This is a genomic window from Candidatus Aquicultor sp. (genome assembly GCF_054640775.1).
In genome coordinates this window covers 1-13,828 of the sequence record NZ_JBTSLF010000072.1, presented here as the reverse complement: position 1 = coordinate 13,828, position 13,828 = coordinate 1, and the positions used below count along the sequence as shown (strand labels likewise).

Here is a 13,828-nt window from a genome sequence, read left to right as displayed (position 1 = left end):
GGGTTGCCATGGGGATGTGCGGCGGGGTCTGAAGGTCAAGTTTAAAGTGATGATGAGCCACGCCGAGGTCGTCGATGCCAGCATTGCCTGCACTGAGTGCCACCAACAGATCGCGCATAAAGGTACGGCGGCGAAAAGCGGCGCCTCGATGATGGAGAAATGCAGCTCTTGCCATAACGATGAAGAGGCGTCGTCGCGGTGCGAGACCTGTCACCAGGGCGACGTATGGCTTGGAATGAAGCCGTCCACGGATTGGGGTATCTCACACGACAAAAATTGGGCGAAGACCCACGGCTCGCGAAGCCTCTATATCTGCAAGACCTGCCACTATGAAAAAGACTGCAACCGGTGCCACTCAACGGTCCCGCACCAGGAAGGTTGGCCGTACATACACGGGCAGCAGGCCGAAAGTAACCCCGATGACTGTAATATCTGCCATAAAGAAGAGAGTTTTTGTAGGGGCTGCCATAAAATAACGATGCCGCACCCGCCGAGCTGGCTGCCCCTGCATAAATGGCAAGTTGATATTGCCGGCGAGGGAACGTGCCTTTCGTGCCACAATAAGAAAGATTGCGACCAGTGCCATGACAAGCACAGCATCGATGTGGAAATCATGGGGAAGAAGAAACAGTGAAACAACTCGACCTGAATGAGTTAATCAAACACATAACGGCCGTAATTAAGCAGCCCGAGCTGCACATGAGGGAGATACCGATACTCATCGGCCTGGCCATCCTCGCGATTTTTATTTTCTTGATTCTCGTCGCGATTATCTTCGTGCGCCCGAAAAAGAACAAGCTAAAGCCCCTTGAAGAAAAGGAACTTCGCCGTCGTGTTCGCAAGAGCTATATTGTAGGGTTGGTGCTCGGCGTTGTGACCATCGGTTCGCTGGGGGTTGTGATGGAGTTCGCATCACGGCCTGAGTTCTGTGCGGATTGCCATGAGATGAAACAGGCATATAAGGCGTCTCCCGCCTCAATACACAAGAACGCCGATTGCCTCTCATGCCATCAGGAACCGGGCATCAGCGGTGTGTTTATCGAGAAATTCCAGCTTCTCGAGATGGTGTTTGCCAAGTCAAAGCTGATAGGTGATGTTACCTCGGCAAAGGTTACGAATGAGGCGTGCTTGCGGTGCCATAAGGGTATTTTGAGATCGGTTGGGAAGGTCGGCACTATCAGGATCAAGCATAAGGAGCCGCTTGAGGCCGGCTATAGCTGTACCGATTGCCATTTTGCAAAGCGGATGTTTCATGTTAATAAAAGAAAGCTTGATAAGCTTGGGATGAGCCGCTGTGTTGATTGTCATAACCAAAAGAAGGCGTCGGCTGACTGTTCTGTATGCCACGCTCAAGGAAGCGGAATCACACCGAGCATGGCCAGGTCGAATTACCCGCCGGTACATATTCCGGATTCGATCAATTGCAAGGCATGTCACATAGCGAGTACGTGTACTTCGTGTCATACTATCCAGATTCCTCACCCCACGGATTGGGCGAGAGGAGGACATGGATTGCAGGCGTTTGTCGGCAAAAAGCTATGCTGGGAATGCCATAATCAGAAAACCTGCAAGAAATGTCATCCAAGCGTTTTCCCGCACGGCGAGGATTGGGTGAAGGAGCACGGCCCTGCGCTCAAGGCCCGGGCAGAGCCTTGCGCTGATTGTCATAAGGTCGAGTTTTGCATGATGTGCCATATCGACGCGATCAACTTCAAGGTCAAAGCTATTACAGGTAGCCGGTAAGTTTGTATCGACCCTGGTGGGGACTTAGGGCACACGCAAGGCATGCTTACGGCATTGATGCGGTATTGTGGCACCCGGTGCAGGCGTTATCGATTCCGCGCTCTGTGGTGCCTGCTTTAAGCAAGGCGGGGGATGAACCCGAGGAGTGGGGGAATTCACTCGTGCCGCTTCCTCCGTCCGCCGTGTGGCATTGCCGGCAGGTCGGTCCGTTTCCATCATACTTTACGTCGGCAAAACCGTCCGGCGTGTTAGTCGATCCCCCGGCCGATGAGCTGTGTCCCGCAACGTTACCGGTTATTGCCCCTTTTGGTACCGTCTTTAGTTCGGCGCTCGACCCGAAGTTGGCGTTATGGCAGGTAGAGCACCATTGACTCACAGTTTGCGTGGACTCTCCGACTACCGGCGTGTAATGAAGATAGTTATTGTTTTTCGCCGGGTTTGGGTCGGATTTTAGCAGTCTATCATACGAAAGATCCGATAGTTTAATCGTCTGATTACCGTGCACCGAGTGACACTCGAGGCATCCCCAGAGTTTGGCGTTTTTAGTATACGGCGGGTCGGTATCGTCGGGGGCGGTTATCATTCCTTCCGCCTGGTCGGTGCTCACCCCGTGGCCGTGCTCGTCGAGCACGATATGTCTGATCGATATGCCGCCGTCCCCATGGCAGAAGGCACACGCCTCACTGCGTACGTTAGCCCTTGTAAGCCGGTATGTTCCGGTTGCTATGTGAACCGCATGGCATTCTTGGCACTTGTTGGTGGTATCGGTATAGCCGCCGTGCGGACCCGGTGTTGTCGTATCGGTATATTGCAGGGGGTCGTTGTACCCACCGAAAGCGGCTGCTCCGGCGCCATAACCGGAAAAATGAGTTATATTGGTATATCCGATGGTATATGGATCGTTATCGTCGTAGATATACTGACCGCCGGTAACCGGCTCCCATTTGCCATTGGTGTCGTTGTAGTGATAGATGACATCGGAGCGGTCGACAAGCCTTGTGCACTTGAAAATCAAGGTCAGCGGTTGGGGAAACGGCTCGGCCACATTTGTTTGAAATTCAAAGAAGTACTTGCTGACAAGCTGAATGCCCGGGGCCGGGGGGTTTGCGGCGCTCGTTATCGTGAAGGTCTCGCCGGTATATCCTGGATCCGGCGGTATGATCAGCTTGATGGCGGAGTCCGCGCTCTCGATGGTCGTTGTGCTGTCCGAACTCCCTTTATCGTCTGCACCAACGCTTTCCGCGACCTCTGATGAGCCTTTCAGGCTTTCACCGGTATCGTTTACCGCCGAGACTTTATACCAGTAGTTCCCGGGCGACGGCACGGTATCTATATATGTGTTTCTGCTTCCGTTGCTTGACCCTGCCAGGGTAAATGGCCCATTTACTGAGTCTGACCTGTAGATGTCATAGTGCGTTGTGTATTCGTTGGCGGGGTTATCGTTCCAATTAAGCCTGAACTTGTTATTACTTCTAGCGGCAATCCGCAGGCCGCTCGGTATGGTCGGTGGGATGGGAGTAATCGTATGCAGTATGCTTGAAAGGGGTGTCTCCGAGAGCGATACCTTATCGGGCGAACCCATTACCGCACTCGAAGTGCTCTCGATGGAAGCGCCGATGGTACGCTCAACCCCGGCATCGCTTCGCAGCGAATAGGTCACGAGCAGCTTTTTGGACGCCGATGGCGAGACAGTATCCGGGCTTATGGCGTCGAATGCGACCGTTCCGTTCGAGAACGTCTTTGCGGTCGAGAGTTGCTGGTCGCCGGGATTGAGCGAGCCGCTATCGTCTGCATCATACCAGAGCTTGATGCTGTTAGCCGCTGTGTCGCTGTCCGTTGCCGTTCCCGTGCGTTTAACTGCCAGGGATGTTAGATTGACGGCATCTTCTATATTGGACAGATCTAGGATTTGGACGACGTGATCGCTTGTTCCGGCGGGAAACTTACCACCATCTACATCGGATTGGGAGATATCGAGCGTATCCGGCTTATCCAATATAGTTAGGGTGGCTCCATCCAGCGGGCCAAATGCAGTGATAGTATCGGGCTCACACACATCCAAGGAGGTCGTGCCGGTTATGCTTGGCCGGACCGTAGTGCCGATGCTCGCGGTATGTATCAGGTTTGCTACCACGAACACCGTTTCCGTGGTTTCAGGTAACACTTCAAGTGAGAGCGAGAAATCGGCTATACCACCCGCTAAGGTAGTCGATGCGAACTCTGCGTCTGTCCCCGGCTCAAATATTTGGTTCCCGTTGGTGTCTTTTATAAGCCGAAGTGTGGAAATATCGGAATCTAACGCGGAACCGGTCTTATTGATAGTAAGGCCGTTGTTGATGATTCCGTCCCCGCCGGGGGCGCTCAGGTTCACTGTATCGAGCAGCTGGTTCTGTGAGCCCTGGTCGGCGCTAAAATCGGATGGTGGGGTATGTGTGACAGTAAGCGGTTCGGCCGACAGGGTTATGGTCAATAAATTCGAGTTATAGTTCGTGAAGGGTGCAACCACGTCTGGAGATAAAACGGTAAGGTATGATTCATCGGCAATCCTCGACCCTATGGTATCTCCAACGGCGGCGGTATTGCTAACAGCAAACACTACCAGGAAGTAGCTCGGCGTGATCGTGATGACCGGTGGTGCAGACAGGGAGATATCGGCATGTCCGCTGCTGAACGTCGTACTGCCTACGACGGCGTCGGCCCCATCGATCGCACCGTTACCGTTCAAATCGGTATATATCTTAACGGCCGTAATGGTACTATCCGGCATCGTTCCAACTTTTTCGACCTGTATATTCGTTAAATCGACGGTGCCGTAATCAGTAAAAATGCCGAGTTTCTGCATGATGGTTTTAGCATGCCCGCGGTGACCCAGACTCGCCACCGGGACGCTTGTGACGTTTACCGTATTGTTGTTGATCGTAAGCAACGCATTCGAGCCATAGTCGGTAAAACTCGCAACCTGGTACGCGCCGGTCGCACCGATATAACTTTGATCGGCGATGTTGGAGCCCGCTGTTACGTGGGTATTTGATGCATTAGAGATGTCATAGACTACAAGCAGATATGATGGTGAAGTGTCGACGGTTAGGGGGGAGATCGCCAGCGTCACCGTGCCCCCTGAAAACGTACCGTTTCCTACCTGGGCGTCGGCCCCATCGATCGCACCGTTACCGTTCAAATCGGTAAATATTCTGACCCTGGCGACATCGGAATCGACCCCAGTACCGGTGCGGTTCACCTTGATCGAGGTCACCTGGGCTGTTGAGTAATCGGTCCGAAAGCCCAGCTTCTGCATGACGATATCGGTTTGCCCCTGGAAAATGGCGTCGGCCGCTTCAGTTGAATTGGATACCGTGATCGTCGGACCGGGCGTTCCCGTATCGGCGCTCACCCCGGCGGTAACCGTTGTATTCCAGTTGCCGACGACGTCGCGCGTAAAAACCGCGTACCGATACGCCGTGCCGTTGGAGAGCGGTCCTATATCGGTATAGGTCGTGGCGATGGGGGCGGCGGTATCTTCCCATACCTGTTGGGCGGATGGATCGCTCGGCCCCGTCGGATAGGTGCCGTCGGACCGGCGCACGATTCGTATCCCTAAGAAATCCGGATCGCTCGGGTTGCTCCAGGTGAGGCTGGATTGCCTGTCTTCGCCATCGCTTGCGAGGAACCCCGTTGCCTGGCCCGGCGGTGTGGCGTCTATCGTTACGGTGGCGCCCCCCGTGTCGCTTCCGAGCGAGCTGTTGGCGCTGGTAACCGCCGAAACGGTTCCGGTTACTGAAGTATTTGTAGCAGTTCCCGTAGATGAAGTCTCCTGATTCCAGAAGCGGGCCTGGGGCGTATTATTGCCCGATACACCATACACTATGCGCCCGTCAGTTTTATACGCGAGGCCCGTTGTCTTAAGGATAAGGACAAGAATCGCGGCCAGTATGAACGGCATGAAAACCTTCATCTTGGATTTCTTAGTTGTCTGATAGGCTCCCCTCAGCCATTGCATGATTTACCGCCTTGCCTTCGACTGCTTCTTGAGGCTTGGCGTGTCCGATTTTATGCCCGCCGCCTTGCTATACGCCCTCTTGGCCTTGCCGGGCTCATCCAGCTCGTTATAGATGTCACCGACTTTTTCGTAGGCGAGACGCCGCAGGGTGGGTTCGGTTGGTAAGTCCTCGAGGACGATCTGCCACTGTGCCAAAGCGTGCTCGTAGCTCTTCTGGTGTGTGTAGGTTTCCGCTAATTGGTAATGGAATTGCACGGCACTCGGGTTTATCGTTGCCGCGCGTTTGAAGTAGGCTATGGCGTTGGCTGATCGGCCGAGCTGGTTCGATAGTTGACCGGCGCGATAGAGGGTTCCGGCATCGTTTGGCTTTGCTTTTATCAGGTTCTCGGTTTCTTTAAACGCTGCCTCGAGATTTCCGACCTGGGCGTAGCTTGTTATGAGGACGTTTCGGGCTTCTTGGTCGTTGCCGTTTTTCTTTAAGTAGGTGTTCAGCCGCGCAATGGCGCCCCTGAAATCACCGTTTCGGTATGCTTTATATGATTCTTCTTTTAGCTGTGGGGTTGGGGCAGTATGTGGGCGAGTGCCAAGGCCGTAATATGCCGCCCCTATCGCTGCAGCAATAAGCAGAAAGAGTCCTACATATTTTACTACTAACCATCTATCAAATAGGCGTTTGGGTGGCTTAGCAAAGGCGCTCGTCACTGATGCTCACCGGCCTGTTCTGTATATGTTCTGAGACGACTGCTACCGCCGGAATTACACACTAAGTAATTGCTTGGTTCCCGGTTTTGAGGGTTCTCACATTAAAGCTTGAATCTTAAGTAATATACCAGTTAATGACCTATTTTACAAGCCGTGCAAACTACACCGTACGGGCGCATTCAAACCGCATCCCGAAGCAAGCAGAGGATAAGAATAAAGGGGTTAAAAGTTTTAGGGACTGTGTGCCTATCTAGCTATGGTAGGGTCACCGTATTATGGCAACTCGTACAAACGCCATCCATCCCGCGCTGTGTGGTGCCTGACCTAACCATGCCGGGCACTGAGCCTGATGAGTGCGGGAACTCGCTCGCGCCTATACGTCCATCCGCCGGGTGGCATTGCTTACAAGTAGGCCCGGTACCGTTAAATTTTACGTCAGCATAGCCGTCAGGCGTAGTGGTCGAGCCCTGTGAGGATGAGCTGTGACCGGCAACCCGACCCGTCTTTGAGCCGAAGCGCACCGTCTTTAAATCAGTGCTCGGTCCGAAGTCGGCATTGTGGCATGTTGAGCACCATTGGCTCATCGTTTGCGTTGTTTCTCCAACTACAGGCGTATAGTAGAGGTAGTCCTTGTTCTTTAGCGGATTCGGATCGGCTTTTAGCAGCTTATCCGAGCTCAAGCCCGCCAGTTGAGTTATCTGCTTATCGTGCGCTGAGTGGCACTCAAGGCATCCCCAGGACTTGGCGTTTTTACTATACGGTATATCGGTATCGCCCGGCGCCACCACTTCGGCCTGGCCTGGGTCCGCACCGTGGCCGTTTTGGTCGAGGATGACCTGCTTACTCGCAACACCGCCGATCCCGTGGCAGAAATCACAGGTATCGTTTCTAGCGTTAACCCTGCTCAGGTCATATGTGCCGGTTGCCAGGTGCACCGCATGACATTCTTTGCATTTGTTAGTCGTGCTGGTATAGTTGCCGTGCGGTCCCGCTGTTGCCGTATCGGTATATTGCAGGGGATAATTATATCCACCGAAGAATACCTGAGCGGCGGCATATCCTGAGAAGCTGGTGATATTGGTATATCCAATATCAGAGGCAGTCATGTTGGAGACCGCTACAGTGCTATCGGCGCTGAAGAAGTACCGACCGCCATCGGCCTGCTCCCACTTGCCGAGACTCGTGTAATGGTAAATCGCGATATCCTTCATGCTGGTAAGCGAGCTGTCGCACCGGAGCACGAGCATGAGCGCCGGGTTGAACGGCTGGGTCGCAGTCGTTGAAAAGTCGTAATAGAACCTGCTTACCACTTTGACACCAGACGGTTTTGGCGCACTGCGAATGGTGAATGTTTTACCCAGGTAGGTTGAGCTTGGCGGTATTATAAGTTTTACGGCTGCATTCGCACTTTCAATTGTGGTAGTCGTGCCCGTTGTGTCGATCGTTACGGTAACATCGACCTTGGTCGCAGTCGCTCCTGCGCTCTTTACGCTCTCACCGGTCACGTTTTTCGCCGAGACCTTGTACCAGTAATCGGCCGCGGCCGGCACCACGTTTACGAAATGCGGTTGGGTCGGCGTGGTCGTACCCACTGGGCTATAGCTGCCGGTTTCACTATCGGATCTGTATATATCATACTCGGCAACATGTTCGCTGGCCGGATTCGTATTCCAGTCGAGCGTATATTGTCTATTGGCACCCGCCGTTACCACCAATCCGGTCGGCGCGTTTGGCGATGATGGTGCAATCGTATGCAGCACGCTCGCAAGCGATGGGACCGGTCCGGATAACGACTGCAATGAGACGATATCCGGCGGGGCTACGCCGACGCTACTCGTCGAATCGACCGAGGCGCCGATGGTCACACCGATATTCGCAGTACTCGAAATCGAGTACGTCACGAGCAACTTCTTCGGCGACGAAGGCGAAATCGGTGCAAGCTTGATGTTGTCGAAGGTAACTCTTCCACCGATAAAGGTCTTCGAGCTTGAAAGCTGCCAGTCCGCCAGGGTGATCGAGTTACTATTATCCGCATCGTACCAGAGCTTAACTCCGTTAGCCGCGGTGTCACTACTGGTTGCCGTACCAGCTAGATTGACCGATAGCGTTGTGAGTGTGACCATATCCTGCGGGACAGAGATATCGAGCACTTGCATGACATGGTTGGATGTGCCGACGACCACGTTACCGCCATCAACCGGCGTCTGCTTCACCACAAGCGTATCAGGCAAGTCCGTAATCCTTATCGATGCGCCAGAGAGGTTGCCGAAACTGTTGGTGTAGTCAGGGTCGGCCACCTGTACGCCGCTTTGCGCGGTATCGGTACTATAAATAGCGTTACTGTTGATAATAGCGCCCACTTTGGCCGTTACCGAGATATCATATGCCACGAGCACCGTCTCTGTACTATCGGGGTTGATGAACAATCCGCCCGGTATGGTAAACCGGGCCATCATCCCCGAGGATGTACTGGTCGAGACCAGTACCGTATCGGTAGACGAGTCATAGACACCGTTGCTGTTTTTATCCCAGATGAGTTTGACCGCGTTAATATCGGAATCCTGCACCCCTGTAAGGGCGACGTTGATACCGGTAAGACTCACACCGTCTCCCGGGTCTGCATGAAGCGCAAGCTCTTGGCCCGGAGTATTCGTTGTACTTTGCTGCGCGTCGATGTTGGGCAGCGAAATATTTGAGACGGTGAGCTTATCTCTCGAGTAGCCGATCATCCTGAGTGTCGATACCAGCGGAGCTGCCGCCGAGACCGTATCCGGACTTGAGATGACGACCGATGAAGTCGTATCAAGGCTGGTTCCGATATTGACCCCCGTCTGTGCGGTGGGGGAGATATCCATGGTGACATAAAGCCGCTTATGCGCCGGATCTTTTACATCCAGGTAATTGGAAAGATTGCTAAAGACTGCCTGCTCACTCGCAACGGTAGCGGTGGCTATTAATGTATCACCCGTTGCGGTAAAGGTGCTATCCCCGTTACTTTCCAGCCACAGCTTGATTCCACCGGATTTGATGTCGGTTGCAAAACTTGCCTGCGGTGTCGTTGTCGAGGCTTTTGAGAGCGTTATCTGGCTCACTGTTGACGAGTCGTTGTCAACAGAGAGGTCGAACGTTTGGATGAGGTTGTTGTTCGATGCCCTCGATATTTGTCCGCTGCTAACAGGCAGCTGGGTTACGTTTAAGGTATCGGCTTTATCACTTACCGTTATCGTGGTTCCGTTGAGCGCTCCGAAATCGCCGACGAGATCAGGGCTATCGACTTTGATATCGCTTAAGGCCATATCCGGGTTATATACGATATTGCTCTGCAGTGTTTTATTGATAGACGCCGTAGTCGATAGGTTAAACACCGCGAAGACCGTCTTGGTCGAATCAACCGAGACTGCGATATTCAGGTTAGAGAACGTCACGCTTTGCCCTGTTAGAGGTGATGACATGGTTTCGGTGTCTAGCGCCGGTTCGAATAATCCGTTATTGTTGCTATCCACGAAAAGTTTAACCAATGTGATATCGCTCGGCGGCGCGCTGCCATTTTGCCGTAGCGTAATCGTATTGACATTTACGCCGTCACCGCCGGCCGGATCATGCAAGTTGATCTTTTCAGCCAGTACATTGGTGCTTCCTTGCTCGACGGTCGCCGTAGCCACTGAGCTATGCGATACCTGTAGCGTCTCGGTGGCGTAGATTACCTGTTGGCTATTTGACGCGGTCGGCGGAATGAGGGCTACCCCATCCGGGCTTACTGCGGTCGCCGTTGTTATATTCGACCCGAGCATCGCACCGATATTTGCGGTCGGCGATATCGAGTAGGTTACGAACAACCGCTTCGTTTGTCCCTGAGCTACTCCTATCGAGACAGGGAAGGTGATGGAACCCCCGCTAAGGGTGCCGGTGCCGATTTGTGTATCCGCTGCGGTGAGAGTGGCGTCATTGTTGCTATCGAGCCATAGTTTAACTTGGGAGACATCCGAATCGGCACCACCTGTTCTCTGGACCGTAACGGTCGAGAGCGTTGCCGCATCGTAGTTAAGACTATCGAGCGAGAGATTGATCGCCTGCATCACGTTATCCTGCGAGGAGCGAGAGACCGTTGCCGTTGCCGGGGATGATGTCCTGAGTGATATGACATCCGGGGCATCCGATATCGTAACTAGTGCTCCGTATATTATTCCAAAATCGTCGACATGATCCGGTTGGTCGACCTGCACGCCGTTTGATATGAAGCTTATTGTGCTTTGTATGGTTTGACCAATACCAGCCGAGTAGGAGAGATTATAGCCGACAAGCAGGGTCTCGGTGGTATTTGGTGTAATATTCAGCGCGAGATTTGAGAACTGGGCCATTCCTGCGGCGGTTGTAGTCGAACCTATCGTCTCTCCGGTATCAATTCTATTGTTGCCGTTTGTATCATGGGCAAGCTTTACTAACAGAATGTTCGAAGAGAGCGGTGTCGTAATCGTAACATTTGCAGCGGTCACCGTCACGCCATCGCCATTAGGTGCATGAAGCAAGATTTTTTGACCTACAACATCCAGCGACCCCTGTGCGGAAGTGGTGGCGGGGATGCTGCCGCCGCTTACCTGTAGGTATTCGGAGGAATAACTAATCTGCTGCAGATTCGATGCTGTGGGTTGGATACGATTGACCGTATCAGGAGCCATTGCCCCCGCTGCTGTTATGTCAGCACCAAGGGTTGCCTGCGGTGTTGCCGCAGATGTAATCGAATACGTTACAAAGAGTCGCTTTGGCGTCCCTTGGACCACACTTACACTTGGATTTAATGTCAGCGCTCCACCGCTGAAGATCCCTGTTGCGATCGTAGCGTCCGCCGCGGTAAGGGTGGTGTCGTTGTTGCTGTCAAGCCACAGTTTGACCTGTGAGACATCCGTATCAGCACCTGTTCCTGTTCTGCTAACCGTAATGCTATTCAGTGTTGCCGCATCGTAATTCGCCCCAAGGGAGAGATCAATAGTCTCAATGAGATTATCTGACGATGCCCTAGCGACGGTTGCCGTTCCGGGTGATGACGTCTGAAGCGATATTACATCCATATAATCTGAGACGGTGATCGTTGATCCGGTAAAGGAGCCAAAGACGTTCGTCTGATCCGGGTTCGCAACAACCACACCACTCGACGCATCCGGGGCATAAGCAATACTTGACTGAATGGTTGCATTAACGCCTGCCAGGTATGATATATCAAAGCCGACAAGTACCGTTTCTGTGGTGTTGGACGCTACCTTAAAGTTTGTAGTGAATTGCGCCACTCCACCAGCGGTCATGGTCGAGGCAAACGTCTCGCCGGTATCTATTACATCATTATGGTTTATGTCGTGGGCAAGTTTGACCAAGGACACGTTCGACCCGGGGGTCGTCGCGACCCCAACGTTAAATGCGGTAACGGTTATGTCATCGCCTGGGCTTGCATGTAATAAGATTTTTTGTCCCGTCACATCGGCTGTGCCTTGGGCTGTTGTTGTATTAGAGATGCTCGATCCAGAAACGGTCAACGTATCTGCGGAATAACCGACCTGCTGCAGATTCGATGCCGTCGGAGCGATGAGACTCACTGTGTCGAATGGAACAGCTCCGGCCGCGGTGACATCAGCGCCGAGCGTTGCCCCGGTTGTCGCCGTAGATGCGATAGAATAGGTGACTAAGAGTCTCTTTGGCTGTCCCTGACCGACGGCCACATTGAGTGAGGAGAATGTAATATTAGTGCCTGTAAAGGTGCCCGATCCAAGTGAAGTATCGGTGGTGTCAAGGCTTCCGTTTTGGTTATCGTCTAACCACAGTTTGACTTGTGAGACATCTGAATCTACGCCCGTACCTGTTCTATGGATGGTAATACTGTTTAAGGTTGCCGCGTCGTAGTTCGGATTATCGAAGGACAGATCAATCCGTTCGATAAGGTTGTCCTGCGAGGCGCGGGAGACAGGTCCTGTCGCAGGTGTTGTTGTCCGCAGTGCGATAGTGTCGGCAAAATCGTTGATGCTGACGGTGGCACCAGAGATAATACCAAAACCAGCCACCTTATCTGGATCAGCGACCTGTATGCCGCCTGAAGCAGAGTTCAAGCTTGTTATCACCGTTGCTCCAGGCGTCGCTGAATAGGATAGATCAACGCCAACAAGTACCGTCTCGGTGGTGTTTGAGGCGATGGTCATATTAAGACCACTGAAGCTTGCTGTTCCCACGGCGGTCATTGTTGAGGCAAAGGTCTCGCCGGTATCTATTACATCATTATGGTTTATGTCGTGGGCAAGTTTGACCAAGGACACGTTCGACCCGGGGGTCGTCGCGACCCCTATGTTCGCTCCGCTTAGTATTATATTGTCGCCACCCGGTGCATGAAGCAGAAGTTTTTGCACGACCGAGCCCTGGCCCTGCGCCGTCGCGGTATCGGCAACACTTGCCTGGCTGACGGAGAGCTCTTCGGTGGCAAGCGAGACCTGCTGCAAGGCGGAAGGGGCGGCCCCGCTCGTGTCGACCGTATCGGGAGAAAGCGCGAGCGCCCCGCTCACACTTGAGCCCAGCGTATCGCCCACCCCGGCGGTTGCGCTAATCGAGTAGCTGACAAAGAGGCGCCGCGGGCCCGTTTGCGTGACCGCCGCGTTCAGCGCGCCAAAGGTGATCGAGCCCGCGCTGAAGGTACCGCCCCCAAGAAGCGTGTCTTCCGCCCCAAAGGAGCCGTTGCCGGTGTCTTGCCACAGTTTTACCTGGGCCACATCGGTGTCGGGGGCACTGCCCACTTTGCTCACGGTTATGGTGTCAACGGTGGCCGCGTCATAGCCGGCCCCCAAAGAGAGATCGATCTGCTGCATCGGCGCATCCGCCTGGGCCCGGGCGAGCGAGCCCGCGCCAAGCGAGGCGGTAGAAAGCGCGACCACATCGGGAAAATCGCTAATCGTCATCAACGCGCCGGCGATGGTGCCAAAGGAGGCGGCCGTATCAGGGCCTGCGACCCCGATGTCGCCGCTCGTAAGAGACGTCTGAACGCTGTGGCCCACCACCGCCGAAGCCGAGAGTTCCACTTTCACGAGCACCGTCTCGGTCGTGCTCGGGGAAATGGGCAGATTAAAGCCGGTAAAGCCGGCCACTCCCGCTGCGCTCGTCGTCTGGGCGAGCGTCTCACCGGTATCGATAACGCCGTTGCCGTTTATATCATGGCCGAGGGTGAGCAGCGAGACGTTTGAGGCTTCAAGACTCGAAACGGTGACCGTGGCGGCGTTCACCGTGATGCCGTCGCCACCCGGTGCATGAAGCAGAAGTTTTTGCACGACCGAGCCCTGGCCCTGCGCCGTCGCGGTATCGGCAACACTTGCCTGGCTGACGGAGAGCTCTTCGGTGGCAAGCGAGACCTGCTGCAAG

Annotated in this window: 5 protein-coding genes; 2 read left to right on the top strand and 3 right to left on the bottom strand. The window is 53.9% G+C overall.

What is annotated here, in order from left to right; all coding sequences use genetic code 11:
* Together ACYC56_RS07485 and ACYC56_RS07480 are read left to right on the top strand one after the other, a co-directional pair.
* Positions 1–634, top strand: a 634-nt coding sequence (locus ACYC56_RS07485) for a cytochrome c3 family protein (protein ID WP_461373558.1), incomplete at its 5' end; no start/stop codon positions are given.
* Entirely contained in the window at positions 631–1,743 is a 1,113-nt protein-coding gene (locus ACYC56_RS07480; protein ID WP_461373557.1) for a NapC/NirT family cytochrome c, read from the top strand. The genes ACYC56_RS07485 and ACYC56_RS07480, both read left to right, overlap by 4 nt.
* A 46-nt stretch (positions 1,744–1,789) precedes the next feature.
* On the opposite strand, the gene ACYC56_RS07475 is transcribed toward ACYC56_RS07480, so the two are convergent.
* The 3 genes from ACYC56_RS07475 to ACYC56_RS07465 all read right to left on the bottom strand — a co-directional run bounded on the left by ACYC56_RS07475 (position 1,790) and on the right by ACYC56_RS07465 (position 13,737).
* Positions 1,790–5,740 carry a hypothetical protein gene (locus tag ACYC56_RS07475; RefSeq protein WP_461373556.1) on the bottom strand — a complete coding sequence of 1,317 codons (3,951 nt, stop codon included), beginning with the start codon at positions 5,738–5,740 and terminating at the stop codon, positions 1,790–1,792.
* Positions 5,741–5,743: 3 nt separating this feature from the next.
* The gene (locus ACYC56_RS07470) at positions 5,744–6,442 is read right to left on the bottom strand and encodes a tetratricopeptide repeat protein (protein WP_461373555.1); all 699 of its coding nucleotides are present in this window, start codon (positions 6,440–6,442) and stop codon (positions 5,744–5,746) included.
* A 254-nt stretch (positions 6,443–6,696) separates the two neighbouring features.
* Entirely contained in the window at positions 6,697–13,737 is a 7,041-nt protein-coding gene (locus ACYC56_RS07465) for a hypothetical protein (protein WP_461373554.1), read from the bottom strand.
* Positions 13,738–13,828 lie beyond the last annotated feature (91 nt).

Bases quoted from the DNA above. Each gene is read 5' to 3' on its own strand.
- ACYC56_RS07475 (WP_461373556.1), bottom strand. From the start codon at position 5,740: ATGCAATGGCTGAGGGGAGCCTATCAGACAACTAAGAAATCCAAGATG.